Source organism: Sphingomonas baiyangensis (genome assembly GCF_005144715.1).
GTDB classification, from domain to species: domain Bacteria; phylum Pseudomonadota; class Alphaproteobacteria; order Sphingomonadales; family Sphingomonadaceae; genus Sphingomonas; species Sphingomonas baiyangensis.
In genome coordinates, this window is the sequence record NZ_SWKR01000002.1 from 2,026,925 (window position 1) to 2,051,813 (window position 24,889).

A 24,889-nucleotide genomic window follows, 5' to 3' on the forward strand; every position below is an offset into this window, starting at 1 on the left:
TGCGTCATGCAGCGGCGGCGAGCCGATCGCTGGCGGTTCCATCGCGCACGAAAGCCGTCGCCAGCTGTTCAGTGAGGGCAGGCGCGACAAGGAAGCCCTGGATCGAATCACAATCGAGATCGCGCAGCATCTCCGCCTGGTCCTTTTCCTCGACCCCCTCGGCGACGACCTTGAGACCAAGGCGATGGGCAAGGTCGATGACGCTTTTGACAATCACCCGATCCTTGCCCCCCGCACAGATCGCTTCGATGAAACTGCGGTCGATCTTCACATGCCCGATCGGCAACTGGCGCAGATGGGTCAGCGACGCGAAGCCCGTGCCGAAATCATCGAAGGCGATGTCGATCCCGCAGGCATCGAGCCGCTCGACCGCGGCACGCACCGCACGGCCGCCGCGATCGAGCAGCATTCCCTCGGTAATCTCGACGCACAGCTGGTCGTGGCGGATGCGGCCGCTCTCGACCGCAGCGACGATCTGGTCGACGAACGACGGCGAGCGGAAGTCTCCCAGCGTCGCGTTGATGGCGATCCACTGGAACGGCACCTTTTCGGCCTGCCAGCGCTCGATCTGCGCCAGGACCTGGCCGAGGACGAAATTGCCGATATCGGCAGCGATCTGCTCGTCATCGAAGACCTCGCCGAACAACGCGGGGGTCTGAATGCTGCCGTCGGCACGGCGCCAGCGCAGCAGCGCCTCGAACGCCAAAGGCCGTTCGCACGACAAGTCGACGATCGGCTGATACAGGACGAACATCTCGTTTCTAGCCAGCGCCTGCTGAATGCTGGCGCGAAGGCCGGCACGCTGCTCGGCCGCCTCACGAAAACGCGGCTCGAACAGACGGGCGCACCCTCGTCCCGATTGCTTGGCGGCGTAGAGCGCCATGTCCGCGCATTTGAGCAGGTCGTGTTTGTTGGTGCCGTCGCGGGGAAAGAGCGCGGCGCCGACGCTTGCCTGCACCGTCCAGTCGCCCATCCCGTCAGACCGGCGGGCGCCAACCGCCGCGACGATCCGGTCGAGCCGGGCGGCGGCCTGCTCCACGCCATCTGCCGCCAGGATCAGCGCATATTCATCTCCGCCGAGCCGCGCGACGACCTCGCCTTCGTCGAGCTGGTCGCGCAATGTCTTCGCGACAGCGGTGAGCAAACGGTCGCCCGCGTCATGACCGTCGCTGTCGTTAACGTCCTTGAAATGGTCGAGGTCAAGGATCGCGGTAACGAAGGAACCGCTTTCCGCCGTCCGCTCGGAAAGCAATTCCATGAAGCGCCGCCGGTTTGGAAGCTCGGTCAGCGAGTCGATGTTCGCCAGCATCCATAACCGCTGCTCGGCTTCCTTCTGCGGCGTCACGTCGAAGCGGATCGCGGTATAGCCGGATCCGTCGCGGTGGGGCACGATCGTCGTGTCGACCCAATAAAGCCGGCCGGACTTGGCGCGATTGCAGATGACGTCGTGCCAAACTCGTCCGGCGCTAATCGTCCTGTAGAGGTTTTGGAAGAATGCCCGGTCGTGCACTCCCGAATGGACGATGCGGTGCGTCGCGCCGATCAATTCGGCTTCGGAATAGCCACTCAGTTCGCAGAACTTGGCATTGACCGACCGGATACGGCCGTGGCGGTCGGTGACGGCGACGATTGCGGCGGCGTCTATTGCCTCGCGCTGGAAGTCGGCAAGCGCGGCCAAGGCTTTCAGTCGGCCCTGCTGGGAACGCGTACGGCTCTCGAGCGCGGCGATCTCACGGTCGAGGTTGACGATCGTTTCCTCGACGACGCTGTCAGGGCCGATGATGCGTTGGTGTAGCGACATGATAGCTTTCCGCCGTGAAGCTTTGTAGAGGAAGCATTGTCGGTTAACGCAAATTAAAATAGCGGGTTTATACTGAGGTCGTATAAGTACCAATACGCAAAGGGAGGTGAGTGCGCTATCTGGCCTCGAAAGTTAGGGGCAGGCGATGATTAACCGGGAGCCGAGAAAGTCGACGTTCATCCAGGCCCGGATGCTGACCGATGCGGGTTGGTGCGATGCCACGATCCGCAACCTGTCGAGCGGAGGGATGATGCTCGAGATGGCGGGTGGCGCACCGCGGCGCGGCAGTTATGTCGAACTCCGCCGCACGACATCGGTGCTCGTTGGCCGGGTGGCGTGGTCGGCTGCCAATCGCTGCGGTATCAGTACGCGCGAGCGGATCGACATCGCAGCACTCGAACGCGGCAAGGGGGCGGATGCTGTCGTCGCAGGAAGCGATCGACGCCTAGTGCCACGACGCAACGGTGCATCACCTTACGACGCGGCAACGATCGGCCGACTTATCGAGGCCGCGGTGCTCGGAATCGCGCTGGTCATCGCATCGCTGGCCTTGGCCTTCGCCGTCTATCACTTTCTCGAGCGCGTCTCGAACCAGATCATCGATGCTTCAGGCCCAAGCGCTGACGCAGCGCCGCCTGCCCTGGAGACCCAAGCGCCATCGCGGGGCAGCGGTTCGCAATAGACCGACAGCTATCGGCCGGACGAATGCATCCGGGATCGCAGCACCATTCTGCCGACATCGAGAAGCCAGACCGATCACACAGGCGACAGATTTTGTTCCGACGCCCCTTCACTCCCGCGTCCGGGTAAACCGGAGCCCCGCAGCGATCGGCCCGCCGTCTCTGGTGTACGCGACAACGCCACCGCGCCTATCGCGCAGGCAACCATCATCACGAGCGCAGGTACCAGCTCGTTGCCGGTACGGTCGATCAACCAGCTGTTGAAGGCCGGGGCGGTGCCGCCGAACAGCGAGGTGGAGACGTTGTAGGCGATGGCGAACCCGGCAAACCGCACCTGTGTGGGGAACATCGCCGGGAACATCGCCGAAATGGTTGCCAGCTGGGGTACATAGAGCAGGCCGAGAAGAGCAAACCCGAGCACGGCCCCGACCAAGCCGCTATTCATCAACAAGTAGAGCGGCACCACCGCGACGAACAGCCCGCCGAGCGAGAACCACCACAGCGGCTTGCGGCCCACCCGATCGGACAGCGCGCCAGCGAACGGCACCAGCACCATCATGAAGAGCATCCCGACGATCGGAACGAGCAGCGCATCGTCGGCGCTCAGCCCGAGGCGACGCTGAAGGTATGTCGGCATGTAGCTAAGCAGCGTGTAGTTCACGACGTTGAGTGCGACGACCAGGCCGCCCATCGTCAGCAATTGCCGCCAGTAGCCGGTTATCAGGTGGCGCAGCTCGACCGATGCCGCGGGTTCGGTTTGATGCTGCGCTTCGAGTTCGCGGAACACCGGCGTGTCTTCCATGCGGCCGCGCAGGTACAGCCCGATCAGGCCCATCGGGGCAGCGACGAAGAACGGCACGCGCCATCCCCAGTCGTACATCGCCGCTTCGCCCAGCAGGACCGAGAAGCCGAGCATGAGCAAGGCCCCGAACGAGAAGCCGGCAAGCGTGCCGAACTCGAGAAAACTGCCATAGAAGCCGCGCCGGTGGTCGGGCGAATATTCGGCCATGAAGGTGGCCGCCCCACCATATTCACCACCGGTGGAGAAGCCCTGCACCATGCGCAGCAGGACCAGCAACACTGGGGCCATGAACCCGATCCTGTCATAGGAGGGGATCAGCCCGACGCAGACCGTGGCCGCGGACATCAGGACGATGGTCAGCGCCAGCACCGTCTTGCGCCCGTACCGATCGCCGAGCGGCCCCCAGAACAGTCCACCCAGCGGACGCACGAGAAACGATATCGCGAAGGTTCCAAGCGCGAACAGCGTTGCCTCGGCAAGGTCGGCAGGAAACAGCGCCGCCGAGATATAGACCACGCCATAGGCATAGATGCCATAGTCGAACCACTCGGTAGCATTGCCGAGCGCCGATGCGGCGATCGCCTTGCGGATCACCGGCGCCGGCGTCGATTCAGGATGCCCGGGCGAGACGTTTTCTCCGACGAGCTGTGGCTGGTTCGGGCGATGGTCGGTCATGGCGGGTCCCTTCCGGTCTCGGATCCCGCGGAATCCAGCGCGGCTGTCATCGGAGTGGTGCGGGGCAGGACCTGATACTGGCCCTGTTCGTCGGCGGGAACGGGTTCGGCCCTCGCCTGTCGCCAAAGCGCGAACATCAGCGCCGCTCCGGCACATGCGGCGACGAACAGGAACAGGCCCGATGTGCCCGCGACCGTCATCGTCGATGCCGCGCCGAGCGGGCCGGCGGCCGCACCGCACGAGTAGATCAGCACCAGCGTTCCACTCGCCGACACGCGCTGCTGGCCGGGTAGCCGATCATTGGCATGCGCCACGCAGAGCGGATAAAGTGCGAAACTCAGGCCGCCGAACAAGGCACCCAGCGCGAACAACGGCCAGCCGACGGTATCGATCATCGCGATCGCGAGGCTGGTGGCGAGCGTGCCTGCAAGCGCCAGGACGATCACCCGGCGCCGGTCGAACCGGTCGGAGAGCATGCCCAGCGGCCACTGCAGCGCGACGCCGCCAAGGATCACCGTGCTCATGAACAGGGCGACCATCGACAGATCCATGCCCAGCCGGCGGCCGTAAACCGATCCGAGCGCATAGAATCCGCCGAGCATCAGCCCGGTAATCATCGCCCCCGCGACACCCAGCGGCGAGACGGCGTACAGCGCAACGATGCCAAGCGGCTTTCCGCTTGCCGGGGCGGGCGCCGCGATCCTGGTCAGCGCAACCGGAATCGCCGCGAGCGAGACGAGGATCGAGGCAATCAGGAACGGTAGCGACGGCAGCGGGCCGCCAAGGTTGAGCAGATACTGCCCGACGGCCTGCCCGACATAGAGCGCGATCATGTAGCCGGCGAGGATCGCGCCGCGCGTGCTGCCTTGCGCGCGTTCGTTGAGCCAGCTTTCGAGGCAGACATAAACCCCGGCCACGCAGAAGCCGTCGATCAGCCGCAAACCTCCCCAGAACAGCGGGTGGGGATGGATCGCATAGGCCAGCGTGCTGGCGGATAGCAGCGACACGAAGGCGGTGAAGGCGCGGATATGGCCGACCTGCCCCACCAACAGCCCCGCCTTCAGCGAGCCGCCGACAAGTCCCGCGAAATAGCCCGTCGCCACCGCGCCGACCACCAGCGCGCTGTTGCCCGCCTGTTCGAGCCGGACGGCCAGCAGCGAGCTCATGAAACCACTGCCCGCCATCAGCATGAAGATGGCAAGCAGCAGGCTTTGCACCGGGGCGATGGATTTTAGCACGATGGCTCGCGCAGCAGCTGTGGGAAGGCCGGGATCAGGCTGCGAACAGCCTGCCGCTTTGCGCCGCCGGCTCCTTTTCAACCAGTGCAGCGTGCAGCGCGCTCGTCGCGCGATCGAAATCGTCGCAGGCGATGATGAACTGGACATCGACGTTGCGAATCTGGTGCTGCATCGCGATCATCCGCACGCCGGCCTGCTCGAGCGCCATCAGCGCGCGCGGCACGAGGCCCGGCTCGGAAATGTCGCTGCCGATCACCGCCACCATCGCTACCGGCTGAAAGGAGACGGCGGCGCGCGGAAAGCGCTGTTCGAGATCATCGACGATGCCGGGCAGCGCGGCGGCCTGACCCGACAGATAATGGGTGATGGTATTCGCGTTGGAGGACTTGCTGACCACCCAGGCGCCGTGGCGCGTGAGGACCTCCAGAATGCCGCTGTCGAAGCCCTTTTCGCCCACCATGTCCTGTTCGAAGAATTCCAGCGCGTGCATTTCGCGCAGCCCCGTGACGATTTCGACGCGCGGTGCATCGGACATGTAATCGGCGCAGATCAGCGTGCCTTCGTCGTCGCGGTCGAAGGTGTTGCGCACGCAAAGCGGGATACCCGCCTGACGCAGGCCGCGTCCTGCGCGCGGATGGATCGCTTCCATACCCAGATTGGCGAGCTGATCGGCGACGTCGTAATTGGTCCGACCGATCTTGCGCGCACGGTCCGTTCCGATCAGTCGGGGATCGGCACTGGAGAGGTGGAATTCCTTGTGGATGATCGCGCGGCGCGCCTGCGTGAGCACCGCGATCCGTGAAAAGGTCATTTCCGAATAGCCCCGCGCATAGCGCCGCACCATGCCGCCCTCGCACCCCGCATAGCCGGTGACGATCGGCATCTGGCTCGACAGGTCGATCGGTTCGAGCGCGTCGAGGATGCGTTGATCGAGACTGCCCAGATCGTCGTCGGTCCACAGCGTGAGGTCGACGAAGACCGCATTGACGCCGCGGTCGCGCAACAGCAGCGCGGTCGAGTGCGCGCTGTGCGCCTCGCCCAGTCCGGCGAGCATTTCGCGCGCGGTGGTGAGCAGATCGCCCAGGCTGAAGCGGCGGTGCGCGCGCAACCGGTCGACATCGTCGAGACAGGCGCTGAGCGCCTCGATCCGCTGATGAACGAAGCGATCGGCATGGGCGAGGCTTTCGCTGTGCGCGAACATTTCGGCATTGCGCTCGCACATGGCCTGCCGCACGCGTTCGAGCGCGTCCCTCCATCCCGGCTCGCTTTGCGCGAGGCACGAATAGACGCCCGGTTCGCCCGACTTCTTGTTCTCGAGCAGGATGTCGGTCATCCCGGCATAGGCCGACACGACGAAGATACGCTGGTACAGTTCGTCGGCTACCCGATCGCCGATCAGGACGTTGTCGAACAGCGTGGCGGTAGCCGCCATCGACGTGCCGCCGACTTTCTCGACGCTATGCGGTGCGGTCATGCGGGGATGCGGTCCTGCAACGGTCCGGATTGCGGCGTGACCGGCGTGAATTCGCGTGCGGCAATGAACGCCGGACGCGGCTTTGCCGCGGCGAACGGCCGTTCAAGGCGGTTCGACACCGCGTTGAACACGAGAAAGGCGTTGGATCGGGGGAACGGCGTGATGTTGCCGTTCGAGCCGTGCATCATGTTGCAATCGAAGATGATGACGGTGCCCGGCTGCCCCACCGGTGCGACGATCCCGTGCTCATGCGCCAGCGTCGCTAGGCTCATCTCGTCGGGAACGCCATACTCCTGTTTTTTGAGCGACTGGCGATAATGATCGTCGGGCGTCTCGCCGACACAGGTGACGAAGCGCTTGTGCGAGCCGGGGATCAGCATCAGCGGGCCGTTATCGGGCGTATTTTCGGCCAGCAGCACCGACATCGACAGCGCCCGCATCCGCGGCATTCCATCCTCGGCGTGCCAGGTTTCGAAATCGGAGTGCCAGTAGAACTCCTTGCCCTTGAAGCCGGGTTTGTAATTGAGGCGCGACTGATGGACATAGACGTCGTCGCCGAGCAGAAACGCCGCGACCCCGGCCAGGCGCTGGTCGGCCGCCAGCCGCGCCATCATGGCGCTCTGGCGATGGATGGCGAAGATCGAACGCACTTCGCGGCTGCCCGGCTCGGTAATCACGGTTTCGTCCTGCAGCGCGGCCGGATCGGCCATCAACCTGCCGGTTTCGGCCTGCATCGCGGCCAGTTCGTCCGCGGCGAAGACGTCTTCGAGCACCAGATAGCCATGCTGGTCGAAATGATCGACCTGCTCGCGGCTCAGCGGTGCGCCCTCGTGCCAGCGCGACCAGGCCACCGGGTCCTGACGGTCCTGCATGGACGGCTCGGGCGCGCTTCGTGTGGGATAGATGTCGTGCATGTCCAGTTCCCCCACCTCAGGCGCTGCCGGCGGAGACGTGCGGACGCGCGGCGGGATAGGCGCCGTCTTCGCCATGCACTTCGGCTCCGGTGACGGGGGGATTGAAGACACACGCCGTCAGGATATCGGTTTCGCAGCGAACGATATGCTCGTCATTCTCGTTCAGCGCATAGAGTACGCCGGGCTTCAGATCGTGCGTCTCGCCGGTGGCCAGATCCTCGATCGTGCCGGTGCCCTTCAGCACCATCACCGACTCGAGATGGTTCTTGTAGTGCATTTTCAGTTCGCTGCCGGCGCGCATCGTGGTGACGTGGAACGAGAAGCCCATTGCGTCATCCTCGAGCAGAAGGCGGGCGCTTTCCCATCCCTTCGACTTTACGTTGCGGTCGCTCTGGCGGATTTCCTTGAGGGTGCGGATAATCATGGTGTTCGGTCTCCTTTGAGATTCAGGCAGCGATTTCGAGCGTAGACCCGAGTTCGGCGCGCACCGCGCCCTCGAGAATATCGAGGCCGGCGCTGAGCAGCTCGTCGTCGATCACCAGCGGGGCGAGCACCTTCACGATCTCGTCATGCGCGCCGCTCGTCTCGATGATGAGTCCCTTGTCGAAGCAGGCCTGCGTGATCGCGGACGCCGCTGCGCCGCTGCCCACGTCGATGCCGCGCATCATCCCGCGTCCGCGCGTGGTGAGGCCGTGCCGGGCGGCGATCCGATCGAGGCGAGCCTCGAGCAGCCCGCCGCGCCGCGCGATGTCGGCTTCGAAATCCTGGTTCGCCCAGAAGTGCCGCAGCGCCGCCGCGGCGGTGACGAAAGCGTGATTGTTGCCGCGGAAGGTGCCATTATGTTCGCCGGGCGACCACACATCGAGTTCGGGCCGGAACAGTGTAAGCGCCAGTGGCAGGCCATAGCCCGAGATCGACTTTGCCAGCGTGACGATGTCGGGCGTGAAGCCCATGCCCTCGAAACTGAAGAACGACCCCGTCCGCCCGCATCCAGCCTGGATATCGTCGACGATCAGCAGCGCGCCATGCTTGCGCGCGACTTCGGAAATGGCGCGCAGCCATTCGGGCGAGGCGGCGTTGAGCCCCCCCTCCCCCTGCACCGTTTCGAGCAGGATCGCGGCTGGCGCATCGAGCCCGCTCGACGGATCCGACAGGCGCTGGTCGAGCACCTGCACGGTATCAACGTCACCATCGAAATAGCCGTCATAGGGCTCATGCGCGACATGGCTGAGCGGCACGCCCGCCCCGCCGCGCTTGCCGGTATTGCCGGTGCACGCCAGCGCGCCGAGCGTCATGCCGTGGAAGCCGTTGGTGAAGGCGACCACCATTTCGCGCCCCGTCACCTTGCGCGCCAGCTTGATCGCGGCCTCGACCGCGTTGGTGCCGGTCGGCCCGGTGAACATGACACGGTAATCAAGGCCGCGCGGCTGCAGGATCAGTTCCTCGAACGCTTCGAGGAAGCGGGCCTTGGCATCGGTGTGCATGTCGAGGCCATGCGTGATCCCGTCGGCGGCGATATAGTCGAGCAGCGCCTGCTTCAGGATCGGGTGATTATGCCCGTAATTGAGCGACGAGCAGCCCGACAGGAAATCGAGATAGCGCCCGCCATTGTCGTCGTGAATCCAGACATGCTCGGCGCGGTTGAATTGGCGCGGCAGCGAGCGCGAATAGGTACGCACTGCCGACTCCCGGCGCTCGTAGATACCCGTATCGGGCAGGGTCGTGCTGGGTTTGGGCGAAAGGGTCATGGAAGATCGGCTCCGGTGTTGGATCGGGATTGCGGCAGGGGCGCGATCCGCGCCTGCCATTCGGTTTCGTGGGCGCCGCCGAAATGCGCATCGCGCTCGAAGCGCGGGGCGCGTTCGATTTTCGCGCCGTGGCGACGGGCAAAGGCTTCGAACAGCGCCCAGGAGGCAGCATTATCGTGCGTGATCGTCGTCACCATCTCGGTGGCGCCCGGCACCTCTGGGCGGTCGAGCAGGCTGGCGAGCATGCGCCCTGCCAGTCCGATGCCGCGAGCCTGTGGCGACACCGCGACCTGCCATATGAACAGCTGCTCGAGCCGGGCAGGCGGGCGATAGGCCGAAATCCAGCCGACCGGCTCGCCATCGCGTTCGGCGACGATGCAGGTGCCGGCGAAATCGGAACATTGCAGCAGGTTGCAATAGGCTGAGTTGCGATCGAGCGGTGGGCATTCGGCAATCAGCCGCGTGATGCGCGGCCCATCGCCAGGCACTGGCCGCCGCAACATCACGGTCTGGTCAGTCTGATCCGGCTGCGAGCCGGATTTTGCCCGCATGGACGCGTTCATGGCCGGAGCCTGCGTCTCCTCACTCAATAGATGCCCCTGTGTTACTACGATATTCGTTTTTATGACGACGGGTAGATAGCCCTATCTGCCCGTAAAACAACCCGTGGGCTAGAATTTGACCGCAAGGGAAATACGGGTTTCGGTATATTCGCTCCCGAGCCGAGCGGCATGTGGCCGGTATGGACTTGGCTGCCCCGCATGCCGGGTATAGCGAAAATCGCATGGACCAGCCGCTGACCATCGCGACCTTGCGAGCGCTTCGAACGATCATGCGCGCGACCGATCTCGGCAATCGCAAGCTTGCTGCGGCAACCGGCCTCACGCCCTCGCAATTGCTGATTCTGCGGGAAATCGGCGAGCAAGGGGAAACGACGCCGACCTGGCTGTCAACGGCGCTGCACTTCTCTCAGGCGACCGTCACAAGCATCTGCGACCGGCTCGAGGCAGCGGGGCTGATCACCCGAGAGCGCGAGGACCAAGACAAGCGGCGCATCAGGCTGACGGCCACCGAGGCGGGAAGGCAAGCCGTCGCACGGGCCCCGGATCTGCTGCAACAGCGCTTCGAGCAAGATTTCCCCGCCTTGCCCGCGTGGGAACAGGCTCTGGTACTCGCCGGGCTGGAGCGGCTCTGCGACGTCCTGGGCATCGCTGGCGGCGATGCCGCGCCGCTACTCGATCCGGGATTGATAGACCGGCCCTGAGCATTCGATCCCGCACCCCAATACCGCTTTCCCCGATCGCTGCGGAAAATCTCGGTTCGAGCGCGATATCGAGCCAGCCCGGCGAAGGCGCGACGATGACGTGGCGCACCATTGCCTTCCTTCCCGAACACCGTGATTTGGATTTCAGTGGTTCGGCAGAGCGCCTTGTGGCTTGAACGGTATCTACGGCGTGTTGCCGAGCGCTAGGAGCAGATCGACAGCCAGAACACCGGCAGGCCGGTGTAGATCGTGGAGAGGAGACCGATCACGCTGGAAGCGAACGCGAGAATGGCAAGAAAATCACGGGTGCCCGAGCTCGGTCGCAACCGCCAGCACAGCCATGCGAGAATCGTCACCGAAACGATATAGGTCGCGATCAGGATGCTCCGTGCAAGGCTTGGTCCGCCGAGTCCGATCGCGTCCCAGCCCAAGGCGCAGGAGAGCCCCTGTATCGCATAGATGGCGGAGAAGGCGACTGCCCACAGGATCAGCCCGGAAACCGAGCGCAGCAACGGGGTCACGCGAGCAAAGCCGGCATATGGGCGCCAATCAAAGCGGTCGCGCCGGTAGCCAGTGCGTAATCGATCCAGAGGCGAGCGATCCGCGGCTCGGCGCCGAGCGTCGCCGCGACATAGCCGGCGCCGCGCCGCCGCACGACGAACATTCCGATCAGGATCGCCAGTGCCACGTGCAACGCGCCATAGCCGAGGAGCACGGCCAGCACCGCGCCATAGGCGTGGCTGGTAGGTGAAGGCGCGAGCAGCCAGACCGTAGCGATCAGCGCCACGAACAATGCCGCCAGACCGGCCACCGGCCCCTTCAGCGCCCGTACGCGGCGGCCAAAGAGTGCTGCGACCGCCGCACCTGCGACGCCGATCGCCAGAATGGGGACCGATGGAGTGAGCAACTCGGGCGGCGGCCAATTCGGTGCGATCGTCCAGAGAAAGGCATAGCCGAACAGTAGTGATCCGAAAAAGGTACCGTTGGCTGACAGGAAGAACACATTGCCCCACCAGCCGGGCGAGCCCTGCACTTCGGCATGGACGCAGGCTTCGTCCCCGAAGCCGATCGGCAGCTTGCCGAATGGCTGCTTGCCGCCCTGCACCCAGGCCCAGCGCCAGCCTAGCGCCGCAACGCCGATCAGCGGCACCGGCGCCCAGGCGTACAGCCCAAGCAGCATCAGGACGAAAAACGCCCCCGTCACCAATGCAGTCCATAGCGGCAGCAGTGTATTGCCGGGCAGGACGACAATATGGTCGATCCGCCCGCTAGCCGTTTCAACCGCCAGCGTCTCACGCCAGTTATTGCGCGGTTCGGCTAGATAGCCTTCGCCGCGTGCGAGCGACAGCGCGAGATCGGGTGCCGCTTCCAGCGGCTCCCGATCATCGACCTGCGGCAGGCTGGCGATGTTGTACGACGGCGGAGGAAGCATCATCGCCCATTCGAGCGTGCCGGCCCCCCACGGGTTGCGGCGCGTGCGCGGTGCGTGGAAGAATTGCAGCAACAGGTCGATGACGAACAGTCCGAACCCGATCGCCGTCACGAACCCGCCCACCGACGACAGCAGATTATAGCCCGTCCAGCCGATATCGGCGGGGTAAGTGTCGATCCTGCGTGGCTGCCCGAGCAGGCCGACGATGTGCATGAGGAAGAAGGTCAGATGGAAGCCGATGAAGATCAGCCAGAACGCCGCCTTGCCCAGCGTATAGCTATATTGCCGCCCGGTGACGTGACCGAGCCAGTAATAGGTCGCGGCGAGCATCGGGAAGACAAAGCCGCCGAACAACACGTAATGAAGGTGCGCGGTAACGAAGGCGGTGTCGTGGGCCTGCCAGTCGAACGGCACGACCGCCACCATCACGCCGGTGAGGCCGCCCATCACGAAGGTGACGAAGAAACCGACCAGATACAGCATCGGCAGCTTCATCTGCGGGCGCCCCGCCCATAACGTACCCAGCCAGGCGAATATCTGGACACCCGTGGGGATCGCGACCAGCGTCGAGGCCGCCGAGAAGAAGGCGAGCGCCATGTGCGGGATGCCGACGGTGAACATGTGGTGGACCCACAAGCCGAAGCTCAGGAACCCGAGCGCGAGGATCGCGCCGACGATCCAGCCATAACCCAGAATGCGGGTGCGGGCCATGACCGGCAGGATCGTCGAGACGACGCCGGCTGCGGGCAGGAAGATGATGTAAACCTCGGGATGGCCGAACAGCCAGAACAGATGCTGCCAAAGCAGGGAATCGCCGCCGCGCTCGGCATCGAAGAACGGCCAGCCGAACGCGCGCTCGAGCTCGAGCAGGATCGATCCGAGAATGAGCGGCGGGAAGCCGATCAGCATCATCATCGCAGTCACCAGCATGTACCAGGCGAACAGCGGCATCCTGTCGAGCGACATTCCCGGGGCGCGCAGCTTGAGGATCGACACGACGATGTCGACCGCGGTCACGATCGCCGAAATCTCGACGAAGGTGATGCCCAGCAGCCAGAAGTCCGAATTGATGCCGGGCGAATAGGGCTTGGACGACAGCGGGGTGTACATGAACCAGCCTGCGTCGGGAGCCACCCCCAGCACCATCGCGATCAGCAGCAGCGACCCGCCGAACAGATAGCACCACCAGCCATAAGCAGTCATTCGCGGAAAGGCGAGATCGCGGGCGCCGAGCATCTTGGGCAGCATGTAGATCGCAAACCCTTCGAACATCGGGATGGCGAACAGGAACATCATGATGCTGCCGTGCATCGTGAACAGCTGGTTGTAGATGTCGGGCCCGGCAAAGGCGCTGCCGGGCGTCGCGAGTTGCGCGCGGATCAGCATCGCGAGCACGCCGCCGATCAGGAAGAAGGCGAAGGCAGTGACCATCAGCCGCACGCCAAGCGTACTGTGATTGACGGTCGAGAGCGTCCCGCGCCAGCCGCGCGGCGTGCCCCAGATCCGCTCGAACGCGCGGTGCAGCCGTAGTGCCTGCGTCATTCGCCACCCGCCTGAAACGATGCCCAGCCCGCGGCATCATGCGCGATCACGCGAAAGCCGTGCCCCGCATGACCGATGCCGCAATATTCGGCGCACAGGCCGTAATACATACCAGGCTGCCCGGCTTCGATCCGCAGCACGTTCCGATGACCCGGGATCGCGTCGAGCTTGCCTGCCAGCCGGGGCACCCAAAAGGCGTGGATCACGTCGAGCGTGCGAAGTTCGACATCGACGGGCCGCCCGGCAGGAATGTGGAGCACGCCGGGCGTGCGGATCATGCCGGCATTGCCCGGCTGCGCGAAGGTCCACTGCCAGCGGCTAGCTTCGGCAACAACGCGTATGGTGCGCGGATCCTCGCGCGGCAGCAACCGCTCGCCTACCACCAGGCCATAGGCGAGCAACACTGCCAATATGGCCGTCGGGAAGATCAGCCCGCCGCCGACGATCCAGCGCCGCACAGAAGTATCGCGCACCGCGCCACGCGGCCGGAACGCCAGCGCTAGCAGCGCGCATACGAGCACCAGGATCGCCGCCCCGCCCGCGAGCATCCCCCACCATAAGGGCGCGATCGCCCCGGCTGCTGGACCGGCGGGGGACAATGTCGAGTAGATACCGTCACAGCCAGTTGAAAGAAACGCCGCGCCGGGCGTTAGGCAGCGGACGAGGTAATGGCCCGAGGAGCGATGATGGTCAGCACGCAGGACCGCGAAGACCAGCTTATTGATCCGATCAGCGCGAATCCCGACTTCAACCGCGCCGAATCGAAAATCGCGGTTGCCGGGCACCCTATACATGCGATGCTGGTGTCCTTCCCGATCGGGCTCGCCGCCTGCGCGCTGGGTGCCGACCTGTTCTATTGGTGGACCGGCGACAGCTTCTGGGCACGGGCAGCCTTGTGGAGCACCGGCATGGCGTTTCTCATGGGCTTGCTTGCAGGGCTTTCGGGCACGGTCGAACTGCTGAGCGTGCCGGGCATTCGCGCACGAGCGGCAAGCTGGACCCATTTCATCATCGCCATCATGCTGTTGTCGATCCTGGGCGCTAACTGGGGCCATCGCCTGACGGGCTATGAGGCCGCGGTTTTGCCCTATGGCCTGCTGCTGTCGATCCTCTCGGCGATCTTCGTTGGCTTCACCGGCTGGCATGGCGGCAAGCTGGTGTTCGACTACCAAATCGGCACCTCTTCGACCGGAAGTTGACGATCAAGCGGCGTCATCAGCCAGTCAGGGAGGTCGATCGAGATCGCGGGTTTGGCCAGTACCAGATACAGAATGCCCAGACCCAGCGCGATCGCTATCGCCATGAGCGGCGCTACCGGCGACGGTTGCCGCCTGTTCGCATGCTCGCCCATCCGCACCACCAAATTGCCGATCCAGGCGTGGAGCGTCACCAGGCAAGCGATCAGCAGCAGCTTGGCGAACATCCACGGCACAAAGGCGCTGCGCAGAAATAGAAGCGCGATCCCGGCAGCGACCGCGATGACCGAAGCAGGCGTGAGCAGATGGGTATAGCCGTAATGCGTGAAACGCCGGATCTGCTGGTATTCCTGCTGACCATGGTCGAGCTTGTGATGCGCCAGCAGCAACGGCAGCGCGATAAGGCCTGCCGTCCAGAGCGTGATGCCGACGATATGTACGCCCTTGATGATGGCGATGGTAAGCGTCACGCCGGCCGCCGCGTCCAGCCGGCGCTCCACGTGCTGCGTGCGATCAGGCCGGCGATCAGCGCGTAGGGCAGCATCGCGGGCACCCACATGATGAGCCCGGCGAGCTGCTGGTCGCGCAGCGGATCGATTCCATAGGCGAACGGCGCTGCCATATGGTGGGGATACAGCGCGCGGGGCGCAAAGGTCAGCAACGCGCCCAGCAATCCCATCTGCCCTACCGCCGCAGCTATCGAAACCGCCGCCGCGGGCAGCGCCGACCGCGCCGAAAACACCGCACGCCAGAACCAGATCGCACTGCCGAGCAGTGACGACTGCATGATCCAGTAGAGGGCATCATGATTCAGCGCGGCGGTGTAGAACGAAGGCACGTGCCACAGCCACAAGGTCGAGGTCGAGACGGCAAAGGGGAGCCCGATCCCAATCTCGCGGTCCCGGCCCCCCAGCATGGCGAACAGCGGTGCAGCGCAGGCGACGAGCAGGATATGATGCACGGCCCGCGCGGAGAACAACGCGCTGGAAAGCGCACAGAGCGGCGATACGAACGCGATGACCAAAATGGTCATGCCGGCAGCAGCAAGGCGTCTTTGGCTATTCCTGGTGACGGCCGCGATCGCGCATCCGCCGAGCGCAAGCGCGGTTAAGAGCCATGGATCGAGGTTCCAATGTGACAACAGTTCGGCCGGATCGGGGGCCAGGCCGCAGTAAGGGATATCGATCGCGATGATTTCCTCCCCCGGGCGAGGCGAACGTACCATCATGCCTGATGGCATATGAGCCGCGCCAAGGCGAACGACGGCCGCGCTCGAGGGTTCCGGCCAATGTCCGGCGTCCTTGCGGTTTACCGATGCGGATCGGGTCGTCGGCATTTCCCGCGATGAAGATCGGGCGCATTCACGGCATCCGACATTTGCGCGCTCCAAAAATCATGCTTCGAAGTCCGGAGGCGCGATGCCGTTCGCCTTGTACCACGCGGCGGGATCATCCTTGAGCGCGGCTACGATCCTCGGCAACTCGTCCGCCAAGCTGTGCCGGGGCTGCCAGCCCAGCAAAGCTCGCGCCTTGCTTGTGTCGAGCGCGTAATGATCGCTCGCCATGCGTGTCATGAAGGGTTGGATAAACGGCCGCTCGCCCTTGTCGATCGCATCGGGAATAAGCGGCTCGGCCTTGTCCTGAACCCATGCGCCGACCGCGGCAACGAGCGAGGGCAGACGGATGGTCGTCCACTCCGCCTCGCCGTGGATCAGGCAACCCAGACGATCCTGCAAGTCGCCATAGCCGATCGCATCTTGCTCGCCGACTAGGAGAACGGTTTCGCTCGCCAGCGACCCGCGGCGCTCGACGGTTCGCAGGAAAGCGTCGATCAGGTCGTCGCGATGGACCATTGCCTGCCCTGCGCGCATGTCGCCCGAATAAAAGCGGCTCTGGAGATTGCGCTCATAGATGCGCGCGATCTGGTGAGCGAAGGTCGGCACCGACGTTTGTTCGTCATACAGACCCGCAAGATGCAGGAATACGACCGGCATCGCGCAACGCTCCTCGCGGATCGCCTGCTCGGCTGCCGCCTTGGATCGCGGATAGGCCCATTGCGGATCGATACGCGTAGTTTCGTCAATGCGCTGGCCCGGTTCGCCGGGGGCATGAACCAGCATGGTACCTGAATAAACGAACTGATCGACCTCGAACCCGGCTAGGCCACGTACCAGACGACGGCTGCCCTCTACGTTGACGGCATCATAAAGCGGGTTTTCTTCGCCGCTGAAGTCGAAGAACGCCGCCAGATGCAGCACACTGGCAATGCGGTTGCCGTGGTTCCGCCGAACTTCGGCAAGCGCATCCTCGACGCTTTCATCCTCCGTGAGATCAACTTCGATAACAGGAAAACCTAGATCCGGCGCCTGGGTGTCAAGGCCGACGACCGCGTAGGAATTGCCCAACGCCTTCCCCAGCGATCGCCCCAGATTACCCGCGGCGCCAGTAATTACGATCAGGGGTTTGTCAGGCATCCTGCGCGTTTCCTTCATAGCCGCTGCATGGGTTGGATCACGCGAGCGCGTGCTTTCCTCGCCTTGTCATTGCCCATCCGCCGGCGGCACCCAGCAGCATCACAGCGCCAACCGCCATCTTCGGATGCAGACGCACCTTCGTGAAAGTGCTGAAGCCGCGCCCCTTCTGTCTGCCCTCGATATGACCGCTATTGCCTTGCGGCGCATATAGATTGCCTTCGACGCGCCCGACCCGCTGGTCGGGTTCGACCAGCTTGTCCGCCATGGCGACAGCCAGCCGATCGAACAGCCACGGCAGCATCGTCGCGCCGAGCACCTGGAATTTTCCCGCCCCGCCAACCGTGACCGACCGGCGCGGACGCTGCGCTGAATCGAGGATCGCTCGCGCGACCAAATCGGGCGTGTAAAGCGGAGATGGCAAGCGCGCACGTCGACCGGTCAGGTTACGCCCATGCTGAGGGAAGGGAGTGCCGATCGCGCTCGGCTTTATCAACGTGACCGACACTGGCGCCTTTGCCTCGATCATCTCGATGCGCAACGCGTCGGTGAAGCCTTTGATGGCATGTTTGGAGGCGTTGTAGGCGGCGAGGACAGGTCCGCTCATGTCGCCATTGATCGAGCCGACGTTGATGACCGCGCCGCCGCCGGGCCTGGTTTTCAGGTGGCGCGTCGCTGCGATCGATCCATAGACGACCCCCCAATAATTGGTCTCGAACAATTGTCGATGATCCTCGGTGGGCATGTCGAGTATGCGGGCGTAGATACCGACACCGGCATTGTTCACCCAGGTGTCGAACCCGCCGAAGCGCTCGATCGTGCGCTCGGCGAGCCGCGCGACATCGGCCTCTTGGCTCACGTCGGTCACGACATGGTCCGCGGTTCCCCCATTGGCCCTGATCTCGTCGACAACGCTGCGGAGCGCAACTTCGTCGCGCGCGGCGAGCATCACCCGCGCACCGGCGGCAGCGGCCATTTGCGCCGTGCACAATCCATGACCGGACGTCGCACCCGTCACCACGACAACCTGATCGCACAGCGGTTTCAGCTCGGGGGACATCGTCCGCTCTCCTTCAATTCGAATTGGGTATCCTTTGCCAACGAGGCCGACGCGGAAAGGGTTCGAACACGGCACCTGTTTTTCCAACCGGCTGGCGCTCAATGATGAGCGCTGCAGCGTGGAGCTCGTGCACGAGTTGACCAGTCTGGTTGCAGAGCGCGGCAAGCCGCCCCGGCCACGCGGCAGTCCCTTGAGCTAGCCTCTGCGCTTACGGAGCAGCCCGCATCGAGGGGAGAGCGGTTCGCATTGGGGTGACAATATCGCCACTTGTTCGCATCACGCCGCTTCCCATCCGGCGAGAGGATGGCCCGGGTCGCGCATTCGTGCGTTTGCTGCACGAGGCCGTGCAACGATACCCGCTGCGCACGTACGCCCCGCGCATCAGTTCGCCGCGCGGGCGCTCGCCTTCTCAGCCGCGATGAAGCGCTCCATCTGATCCTCGAACGTGGGCAGCGGCACCGATCCCATGTCGAGGATTGCGCTGTGGAAGGGCGCGGGATCGAAGCGATCGCCAAGCTCCGCCTCGGCCTTGGCGCGCATTCGGCGCATCGACAATTCGCCCAGCTTGTAGGCCAGCGCCTGTGCCGGCCAGGCGATGTAGCGATCGACCTCGTTGGCGATGTCGAGCGGCGCGAGTGCGGTGTGCTTCGCGAAATAGTCGATCGCCTGCTGGCGCGTCCAGCCCCTGGTATGGATGCCGGTATCGACGACGAGGCGGGCGGCGCGCCACATCTCGAACGTCTGGCGGCCGAACTCCTCGTACGGCCCCTCATAGATGCCGAGTTCCTTGCCCAGCCATTCGGTATAGAGACCCCAACCCTCGCCATAGCCCGAGAAATAGGTTTCCTGCCGGAACGGGGGCCGTAACGGCGCCTCGAGCGCGACTGCCGCCTGGAAACTGTGGCCCGGATTGCATTCGTGCAGCGTCAACGCCGGGATCGAATAGAGCGGGCGCGACGGCAGCGCATAGGTGTTCATCAGACAGCTATCGAGCCCGCCACGGCCCGAGGTGTAGATCGGCGCGAGCTCGTCGGGCACGGGCAGGATCGTGAAGCGATAGCGCGGCAGCGTCTCGAAATTGTCCTTGAGCTTGCCGTCCATCTTTTTCACGACATAGGCCGACAGCGACAGCAGCTCCTTGGGCGACCGGGCATAGAATTGCGGATCGGTGCGCAGGAAGTTCAGGAACTCGGGAAAGCTCCCCTGAAATCCCGCCTCCTTCATCGTCGCCTGCATGTCGGCGTCGATGCGCGCCACTTCCTTCAGCCCGATCGCGTGGATCTGGTCGGCAGTCAGGTCGAGCGTCGTGAATTCGCGGATGCGGTCCTGATAGAAGGCACGCCCGTTCGGCAGCGAATAGGCATCGATCGTCGTGCGCGCGCCGGGCATGTATTCCTCGCGCATGAAGCGCAGCAGCCTGGTATAGGCGGGCGCCACGCTGTCGCGGATCACCGCCTCGGCCTCGGCCCGGAGCGCCTGCCGGCGGGCGGCGGGGATCGTCGCCGGCATCGCGTCGAACGCCTTGTGGAACGGATTAGAAGCGCCCGCTGCGGTGAACGGTTCGATCGTCTTGTCGCGATTCTCGATCGATACGCGCGGCACCGTATAGCCGCGCTTCAGCCCCGCGCGCATATTGGCGATCTGCTCGTCGAAATAGCGCGGAATGTCGCGCATCCGACCCAGATAGCGCTGATAGTCGTCGGCGCGCGCGAATGGCGAGCGGGGGTTCAGGCCGGTCCAGAAGAAGGTGTCCGAATTGAACGGCGCCTCGTAGGTCCGGTACTCGATATTGTTGATCTCTTGCCAAAGCCAGGTCCGGAACACCGCGTGGTTCATCCGATCCTCGTTCGACAGACCCTCGACCGGGATGGCGTCGACCTTGGCCAGCATGTCGGACCAATAGGCGGCGCGGCGCTGTTGCGCGGCCGGGGTCACGCTGGGCAGATGATCGCTGCCCGTCGCCTCGCCGCGCTGCGAACCGGGCAGCCGCGCGAACTCCCTTTCGCGAAACGCCCATTCGGCGTCGTAGAGCGCCTTGAGGCGTGGATCGGCGGCGGGGGCCGCGGCACCAGCGGCCGTCTGTTGCCCCGCTACCGCAATTGGCGACGTGCCGCCGAGCAGCAGGGCGGCGATCAGAAAGCGGGCGCGGATCATGCGAGGCTCCGGGCAAAGGCGGGGCGCGCAACAGCGGCGCCACGGACTTGATATCCAGATACCGTATACGATACGCGATGCTGTTCAAGTCTGAAGGGGATGGTCATGAAACGAACCGTCGACGGCGTACGATTGTCGCTCGACGAAGTGCGTGCGCTGACGACTGCGACGCTGCTGCGGCACGGCCTGCGCGCCGATCATGTCGCGGCGGTGGCGGAGACGATTGTCGCCGGCGAACGCGATCGTTGCGCGGCGCACGGCGTCTATCGCCTGACCAACTGCGTCCACTCGCTGAAGACGGGCAAGGTGAACCCCGTCGCCGAGCCGCGCCTTGAGCCATCCGCCGCCGGAATCGTGTGCGTCGACGCCGATGGCGGCTTCGCCCAGCTTGCCTTCCGAACGGGCCTTCCGCCGCTGGTCGAGGCAGCGCGCGCGAACGGCATCGCGGCGCTTGCGATCGGCCGCTGCGTCCATTTCGCGGCATTGTGGCCCGAGATCGAGGCGCTGACCGCCCACGGTCTAGTCGCCATCGCCTGCACCCCCAGCCATGCCTGGGTCGCGCCGGCCGGCGGGCGGATACCGGTGTTCGGCACCAACCCGCTCGCGTTCGGCTGGCCCCGGCCCGAGGCCGATCCGTTCGTGTTCGATTTCGCGACAAGTGCCGTGGCACGCGGCGAGATCGAACTGCATCGCCGGGCCGGCAAACCGATCCCGGAGGGTTGGGCGGTCGATCGTAACGGCGATCCCACCACCGATGCCGCCGCCGGGCTAGCCGGCGCATTGCTCACCTTCGGCGGGCACAAGGGCTCGGCATTGTCGACGATGATCGAGCTGATCGCGGGGCCGATGATCGGCAGCCTGACCAGCGCCGAATCGCTGGCGCACGACGCAGGCGCGCTGGCCTCGCCCTATGGTGGCGAGCTCGTGATCGCGATCGATCCCGCCGGCATTCTGGGTGACGCGGCAGCCGGACATATCGCGCGTGCCGAAGCGTTGTTCGACGCCATCGAGGGACAGGGCGCCCGCCTGCCGTCGGCGCGCCGCTTCGCGGCCCGGCGCGAGACGGTGCACGACGGTATCGTCGTTCCGACCGAACTCTACGACGCGCTGCTGGCGCTTTAGGCATGACCCTTCGGGCACGGGCTGCGCGTTGAAGCAGCGGCAGCAAGCCGTTCGGCGCCGCCCTATCCCAACCCGCGCCTTCCCCCGAACCGCGCCAGAGCGAACCGCGCATCGGCGCGTTCGCCGCGCAGCATCGCGGCAACGCGCTCGCCCGTTACCGCCGCCAGCGTCAGGCCCAGATGCTGGTGGCCGAAGGCATAGTAGAGCCCGGGGTGCCGTTCGCTGCGCCCAATCGCGGGCAGATAGTCGGGCAGCGTGGGGCGCGCGCCTACCCATCGCTCCGCATCCTCGCCGATCGGCAGGCCGAGCGCCGCGGCGTGGTCGTGCAGTCGCCGCCACTTGCGCGGATCGGGGCGCGCGTCGGCGCGCGTGAACTCGATGAAGCTGGCCGCGCGAAGCCCGCCGGCGAACCGCGTGACAATCATCGAACGATCCTCGAACACGATCGGCGGCGTCTCCGTCGGCCATGCGGACGCGGCGACGGGCGCCTGAAGGTGGTAGCCGCGCTCGGCAATGATCGGGACGCGGTAGCCCAGCGGCCGCAACAGTCCGCCGGACGCGACGCCGGCCGCGACGATGACGTTCCCGAACATCCCCACGGCGTCGACCGCGATGCCGCCGGGCTGCGGCACGAGCGAACGCGCCTTGTGCCGCACCAACGTGCCGCCGGCTGCGACGAACGCGGCGCGCAGGCGCTCGAGCAAAGCAGAAATGTCGGCGATCTGCGCGCTACCGTCGACCCGCACCGCGTCGATCACGCGGTCGCCGGTCAGCGCGCGGAGCAAACGGATATCGGCGCCGTCGGCGTCACGGACCCGCGCGGTGCCGGTATCGGCCTCCATCCACACGGCCCGCCCGATCGCGGCGGTCGCGGGACTTTCCCAGGCGATCAGATGCCCTTCGGCGCGCAGGAGATGCGGCGCATCGACCGCGTGCAGCAGCCGCTCCCATGCCGGGATCGCGTCGCCCAGCAGGTCGCCAAGTGCCGCCCGCCCGCTGGCGAAGCGCGCCGGGGTCGAGGCGCGGGCAAAGCGAAGCGCGAAAGGCAGCCAGTCGCGGATCGCGCGTGGCGGAAGCGACAGGGCGCCGCCGCGAACGAACAGGCGTTGCGCGGCGTTGCGCAGCGTCGCGACGGAGGCGAGCGGCGCGACCTGTTCGACCGCGATGTGCCCGGCATTCCCGTAGGATGCCCCCCGCGGCACGTCGTCCGCCTCGATCAGCGTAACCCGCCGGCCGCCTCGCTGCATCGCAAGCGCGATGGCGAAACCGATCACGCCGCCGCCAATGACCGCGTCGCCCGACGCGCTGTTTCCACTTGATCCTGCCACTCGCAGAATATACGGTATACGAACATTAAGCGCAATGGAGGCGTGAGTGGGTGTTGCCAACCTGACGTGGCGCGGAGTCTATCCCGCAGCGACGACGCAATTCGCGCCGGATCTCTCGGTCGATATCGATGCGAGCCAGAAGACGCTCGATGCGCTCGTCGTCGACGGCGTCGACGGATTGATCGCGCTCGGCACCTGCGGCGAGAACAACTCGCTCGAGCCGGAAGAGAAAAGGTCGCTGCTGGCCGCCGCGGTCGAGGTCGTCGCAGGGCGCGTGCCGATCTTGGTCGGCGTGTCCGAAATGACGACCCCCCGTGCCGCCGCGTTCGCCAGGGATGCCGAGCGGATCGGTGCCGATGGGCTGATGGTCCTGCCCGCGATGGTCTATGTGCCCACCGTCGGCGAACTGTGCACCCATTTCGAAACCGTGGCGCAGGCGACGTCGCTGCCCGTCATGCTCTATAACAATCCGCCCGCCTATCGCGTGAACATCGGTATCGAAGCGCTCGATCGGCTGTCGGCGACCGACAACATCGTCGCGATCAAGGAAAGCGCGCCCGATCCGCGCCGCTTCACCGACCTCATCAACGCGTTCGGCGACCGATATGTGTTGATGGCAGGGCTCGACGACGTGGCGCTCGAAGGGCTGCTGCTCGGCGCGCATGGCTGGATTTCGGGCCTGACGAGTGCCTTTCCGCGTGAATCGGTGGCGCTGGTCGCCGCGCTCGCCAGCGGCGACATCGCCGAGGCGGTGCGGATCTATCGCTGGTTCATGCCGCTGCTGCACCTCGATGCCGAGCATGATCTGGTCCAGTCGATCAAATTGGCCGAGGAGATCATGGGGCGCGGGTCGGAGCGCGTCCGCATGCCGCGCATGCCGCTCGAAGGGCAGCGCCGCGCCGACGTGATCCGCTGGGTCGAGACGTGCGCCGCGACCCAGCCCAGCCTGGCGATCGCCGCCTGAGCCGGCGGACGATGCGCAACCTGTTCTTCTGTATTGACGGCCATACGGCAGGCAATCCGGTTCGCCTGGTCGCGGGGGGTGCGCCCCTGCTGCGGGGCGCGTCGATGGCCGAGCGGCGCGCCGATTTCCTCGAGCGGTTCGACTGGATCCGCACCGGCCTGTGCTTCGAGCCGCGCGGGCACGACATGATGTCGGGCGGGTTTCTCTATCCGCCGACCCGCGCCGATGCCGATATCGGCATCCTGTTCATCGAGACGAGCGGCTGCCTGCCGATGTGCGGGCACGGGACGATCGGCATCGTGACCTTCGGCCTTCAGAACGGCCTGATCCGGCCCGCGACGCCGGGCCATTTGCGGATCGAGGTGCCGGCCGGGCTGATCGAAGTGGAGTACGGCGTCGAGGGCGACCGCGTTAGCTTCGTGCGCATCCGCAACGTCCCGGCCTATCTGGCGGAAGAGGGCATCGCGCTCGACGTGCCCGGTCTGGGGCCGATCGTCGTCGACATCGCCTATGGCGGCAATTTCTATGCGATCGTCGAGCCGCAAGGCGCCTATGCCGGTCTCGATGTGATGGACGCCGGACGCATCGTGGCGCTGAGCCGGACGATCCGCGCGATGCTGCGCGACGCGATCGAGCCCGTCCATCCGATAGACCCGGCTATCCGCGGTGTCAGTCACGTTCTGTGGGCCGACAAGCCGAGCCACGGCGACGCCGACGGCCGGAACGCCGTCTTCTATGGCGAAAAGGCGATCGACCGCAGCCCATGCGGCACCGGGACTTCCGCGCGGCTGGCCCATCTCCATGCAAAAGGCAGGCTGCGTGTCGGCGACCGGTTCGTGCACCAGAGCTATATCGAGAGCGAATTTGTCGGCCGGGTCGAGGCCGAAGCGAAGATCGGCGATCGTGCCGGCATCGTGCCCTCGATTGAAGGGCGCGCCTACGAGACGGGGCACAGCATCATCCATATCGATGACGCCGATCCCTTCGCTGCGGGATTCTCGGTGCTGTGATGCCTGATGGGTCCG

General features: G+C 65.2%; 22 protein-coding genes and 1 pseudogene. 6 read left to right on the plus strand and 17 right to left on the minus strand.

What is annotated here, in order from left to right; all coding sequences use genetic code 11:
* Positions 1–4: 4 nt before the first annotated feature.
* On the minus strand, positions 5–1,894 hold the full coding sequence (locus FBR43_RS13130; RefSeq protein WP_249276592.1) for a putative bifunctional diguanylate cyclase/phosphodiesterase: 1,890 nt from the start codon (positions 1,892–1,894) through the stop codon (positions 5–7).
* Between the two features lie 52 nt (positions 1,895–1,946).
* On the opposite strand from FBR43_RS13130, the gene FBR43_RS13135 reads away from it, so the two are divergent.
* Positions 1,947–2,483 (plus strand): PilZ domain-containing protein, encoded by a 537-nt coding sequence (locus tag FBR43_RS13135; RefSeq protein WP_136943530.1) that lies wholly within the window; start codon positions 1,947–1,949, stop codon positions 2,481–2,483.
* Positions 2,484–2,557: 74 nt separating this feature from the next.
* Here FBR43_RS13135 and FBR43_RS13140 read toward each other — a convergent pair whose 3' ends face one another.
* Genes FBR43_RS13140 through ectA form a run of 7 tightly spaced genes read right to left on the minus strand, consistent with a single transcriptional unit; the run spans position 2,558 to position 9,922 of the window.
* A complete protein-coding gene (locus tag FBR43_RS13140) occupies positions 2,558–3,958 on the minus strand; it encodes an MFS transporter (protein ID WP_136943531.1) in 1,401 nt (466 codons plus the stop codon).
* Positions 3,955–5,196: an MFS transporter gene (locus FBR43_RS13145; protein WP_136943532.1), complete on the minus strand. Its 1,242-nt coding sequence runs from the start codon at positions 5,194–5,196 to the stop codon at positions 3,955–3,957. Before FBR43_RS13145 ends, FBR43_RS13140 begins: the two co-directional genes overlap by 4 nt.
* A gap of 34 nt (positions 5,197–5,230) precedes the next feature.
* Positions 5,231–6,670 carry an aspartate kinase gene (locus FBR43_RS13150; protein WP_136943533.1) on the minus strand — a complete coding sequence of 480 codons (1,440 nt, stop codon included), beginning with the start codon at positions 6,668–6,670 and terminating at the stop codon, positions 5,231–5,233.
* Complete coding sequence (thpD, locus tag FBR43_RS13155; protein WP_136943534.1) at positions 6,667–7,584, minus strand: ectoine hydroxylase; 918 nt, start codon at positions 7,582–7,584, stop codon at positions 6,667–6,669. The genes FBR43_RS13150 and thpD overlap by 4 nt, the downstream gene beginning before the upstream one ends.
* A 16-nt stretch (positions 7,585–7,600) precedes the next feature.
* The gene (locus FBR43_RS13160; RefSeq protein ID WP_136943535.1) at positions 7,601–8,008 is read right to left on the minus strand and encodes an ectoine synthase; all 408 of its coding nucleotides are present in this window, start codon (positions 8,006–8,008) and stop codon (positions 7,601–7,603) included.
* A gap of 22 nt (positions 8,009–8,030) precedes the next feature.
* Complete coding sequence (gene ectB / locus FBR43_RS13165) at positions 8,031–9,332, minus strand: diaminobutyrate--2-oxoglutarate transaminase (protein ID WP_136943536.1); 1,302 nt, start codon at positions 9,330–9,332, stop codon at positions 8,031–8,033.
* The gene (gene ectA / locus FBR43_RS13170; protein WP_317128328.1) at positions 9,329–9,922 is read right to left on the minus strand and encodes a diaminobutyrate acetyltransferase; all 594 of its coding nucleotides are present in this window, start codon (positions 9,920–9,922) and stop codon (positions 9,329–9,331) included. Before ectA ends, ectB begins: the two co-directional genes overlap by 4 nt.
* 194 nt (positions 9,923–10,116) lie before the next feature.
* Between ectA and FBR43_RS13175 the strand changes: the two genes are divergently transcribed.
* Positions 10,117–10,596: a MarR family winged helix-turn-helix transcriptional regulator gene (locus tag FBR43_RS13175; RefSeq protein ID WP_136943537.1), complete on the plus strand. Its 480-nt coding sequence runs from the start codon at positions 10,117–10,119 to the stop codon at positions 10,594–10,596.
* A gap of 203 nt (positions 10,597–10,799) precedes the next feature.
* Here the strand turns inward: FBR43_RS13175 and FBR43_RS13180 are convergent, their stop codons facing one another.
* The 3 genes from FBR43_RS13180 to FBR43_RS13190 are packed head-to-tail and all read right to left on the minus strand — an operon-like array spanning position 10,800 to position 14,118.
* The gene (locus FBR43_RS13180; RefSeq protein WP_136943538.1) at positions 10,800–11,117 is read right to left on the minus strand and encodes a hypothetical protein; all 318 of its coding nucleotides are present in this window, start codon (positions 11,115–11,117) and stop codon (positions 10,800–10,802) included.
* Positions 11,114–13,570, minus strand: coding sequence for a cytochrome c oxidase subunit I (gene ctaD / locus FBR43_RS13185; RefSeq protein ID WP_136943539.1), 2,457 nt, complete (start codon positions 13,568–13,570; stop codon positions 11,114–11,116). Before ctaD ends, FBR43_RS13180 begins: the two co-directional genes overlap by 4 nt.
* Positions 13,567–14,118 carry a cytochrome c oxidase subunit II gene (locus tag FBR43_RS13190; protein ID WP_212611929.1) on the minus strand — a complete coding sequence of 184 codons (552 nt, stop codon included), beginning with the start codon at positions 14,116–14,118 and terminating at the stop codon, positions 13,567–13,569. The genes ctaD and FBR43_RS13190 overlap by 4 nt, the downstream gene beginning before the upstream one ends.
* 135 nt (positions 14,119–14,253) lie before the next feature.
* Here FBR43_RS13190 and FBR43_RS13195 point away from each other — a divergent pair, with 135 nt between their 5' ends.
* Positions 14,254–14,769: a DUF2231 domain-containing protein gene (locus FBR43_RS13195; protein ID WP_249276593.1), complete on the plus strand. Its 516-nt coding sequence runs from the start codon at positions 14,254–14,256 to the stop codon at positions 14,767–14,769.
* On the opposite strand, the gene FBR43_RS13200 is transcribed toward FBR43_RS13195, so the two are convergent.
* The 5 genes and pseudogenes from FBR43_RS13200 to FBR43_RS13220 form a co-directional block, all read right to left on the minus strand.
* Entirely contained in the window at positions 14,736–15,266 is a 531-nt protein-coding gene (locus tag FBR43_RS13200; RefSeq protein WP_249276594.1) for a CopD family protein, read from the minus strand. The two genes, FBR43_RS13195 and FBR43_RS13200, sit on opposite strands and share 34 nt — an antisense overlap.
* Complete coding sequence (locus FBR43_RS13205; protein WP_249276595.1) at positions 15,233–15,994, minus strand: cytochrome c oxidase assembly protein; 762 nt, start codon at positions 15,992–15,994, stop codon at positions 15,233–15,235. The genes FBR43_RS13200 and FBR43_RS13205 overlap by 34 nt, the downstream gene beginning before the upstream one ends.
* Before the next feature lie 165 nt (positions 15,995–16,159).
* Positions 16,160–17,281: pseudogene (locus tag FBR43_RS13210) on the minus strand (NAD-dependent epimerase/dehydratase family protein); the annotation flags it as partial.
* Positions 17,277–18,296, minus strand: a complete 1,020-nt coding sequence (locus FBR43_RS13215) for an SDR family oxidoreductase (RefSeq protein WP_136943543.1) — start codon at positions 18,294–18,296, stop codon at positions 17,277–17,279. The gene FBR43_RS13215 and the pseudogene FBR43_RS13210, both read right to left, overlap by 5 nt.
* A 381-nt stretch (positions 18,297–18,677) precedes the next feature.
* Complete coding sequence (locus tag FBR43_RS13220; RefSeq protein ID WP_136943544.1) at positions 18,678–20,450, minus strand: DUF885 domain-containing protein; 1,773 nt, start codon at positions 20,448–20,450, stop codon at positions 18,678–18,680.
* A 105-nt stretch (positions 20,451–20,555) separates the two neighbouring features.
* Here FBR43_RS13220 and FBR43_RS13225 point away from each other — a divergent pair, with 105 nt between their 5' ends.
* Positions 20,556–21,572, plus strand: a complete 1,017-nt coding sequence (locus FBR43_RS13225) for an Ldh family oxidoreductase (RefSeq protein ID WP_394344036.1) — start codon at positions 20,556–20,558, stop codon at positions 21,570–21,572.
* Positions 21,573–21,634: 62 nt separating this feature from the next.
* On the opposite strand, the gene FBR43_RS13230 is transcribed toward FBR43_RS13225, so the two are convergent.
* Entirely contained in the window at positions 21,635–22,900 is a 1,266-nt protein-coding gene (locus FBR43_RS13230; protein ID WP_249276596.1) for an NAD(P)/FAD-dependent oxidoreductase, read from the minus strand.
* A 61-nt stretch (positions 22,901–22,961) separates the two neighbouring features.
* On the opposite strand from FBR43_RS13230, the gene FBR43_RS13235 reads away from it, so the two are divergent.
* Both FBR43_RS13235 and FBR43_RS13240 read left to right on the plus strand, forming a co-directional pair.
* Complete coding sequence (locus FBR43_RS13235) at positions 22,962–23,864, plus strand: dihydrodipicolinate synthase family protein (RefSeq protein ID WP_394344053.1); 903 nt, start codon at positions 22,962–22,964, stop codon at positions 23,862–23,864.
* 11 nt (positions 23,865–23,875) lie between these two features.
* Positions 23,876–24,874: a 4-hydroxyproline epimerase gene (locus FBR43_RS13240; protein WP_136943547.1), complete on the plus strand. Its 999-nt coding sequence runs from the start codon at positions 23,876–23,878 to the stop codon at positions 24,872–24,874.
* The last annotated feature ends 15 nt before the right edge of the window (positions 24,875–24,889 follow it).

Bases quoted from the DNA above. Each gene is read 5' to 3' on its own strand.
- FBR43_RS13135 (WP_136943530.1), top strand. From the start codon at position 1,947: ATGATTAACCGGGAGCCGAGAAAGTCGACGTTCATCCAGGCCCGGATG.
- FBR43_RS13140 (WP_136943531.1), bottom strand. From the start codon at position 3,958: ATGACCGACCATCGCCCGAACCAGCCACAGCTCGTCGGAGAAAACGTC.
- FBR43_RS13150 (WP_136943533.1), bottom strand. From the start codon at position 6,670: ATGACCGCACCGCATAGCGTCGAGAAAGTCGGCGGCACGTCGATGGCG.
- thpD (WP_136943534.1), bottom strand. From the start codon at position 7,584: ATGCACGACATCTATCCCACACGAAGCGCGCCCGAGCCGTCCATGCAG.
- FBR43_RS13160 (WP_136943535.1), bottom strand. From the start codon at position 8,008: ATGATTATCCGCACCCTCAAGGAAATCCGCCAGAGCGACCGCAACGTA.
- ectB (WP_136943536.1), bottom strand. From the start codon at position 9,332: ATGACCCTTTCGCCCAAACCCAGCACGACCCTGCCCGATACGGGTATC.
- FBR43_RS13175 (WP_136943537.1), top strand. From the start codon at position 10,117: ATGGACCAGCCGCTGACCATCGCGACCTTGCGAGCGCTTCGAACGATC.
- ctaD (WP_136943539.1), bottom strand. From the start codon at position 13,570: ATGACGCAGGCACTACGGCTGCACCGCGCGTTCGAGCGGATCTGGGGC.
- FBR43_RS13190 (WP_212611929.1), bottom strand. From the start codon at position 14,118: ATGCTCGCGGGCGGGGCGGCGATCCTGGTGCTCGTATGCGCGCTGCTA.
- FBR43_RS13195 (WP_249276593.1), top strand. From the start codon at position 14,254: ATGATGGTCAGCACGCAGGACCGCGAAGACCAGCTTATTGATCCGATC.
- FBR43_RS13205 (WP_249276595.1), bottom strand. From the start codon at position 15,994: ATGATGGTACGTTCGCCTCGCCCGGGGGAGGAAATCATCGCGATCGAT.
- FBR43_RS13215 (WP_136943543.1), bottom strand. From the start codon at position 18,296: ATGTCCCCCGAGCTGAAACCGCTGTGCGATCAGGTTGTCGTGGTGACG.
- FBR43_RS13220 (WP_136943544.1), bottom strand. From the start codon at position 20,450: ATGATCCGCGCCCGCTTTCTGATCGCCGCCCTGCTGCTCGGCGGCACG.
- FBR43_RS13225 (WP_394344036.1), top strand. From the start codon at position 20,556: ATGAAACGAACCGTCGACGGCGTACGATTGTCGCTCGACGAAGTGCGT.
- FBR43_RS13240 (WP_136943547.1), top strand. From the start codon at position 23,876: ATGCGCAACCTGTTCTTCTGTATTGACGGCCATACGGCAGGCAATCCG.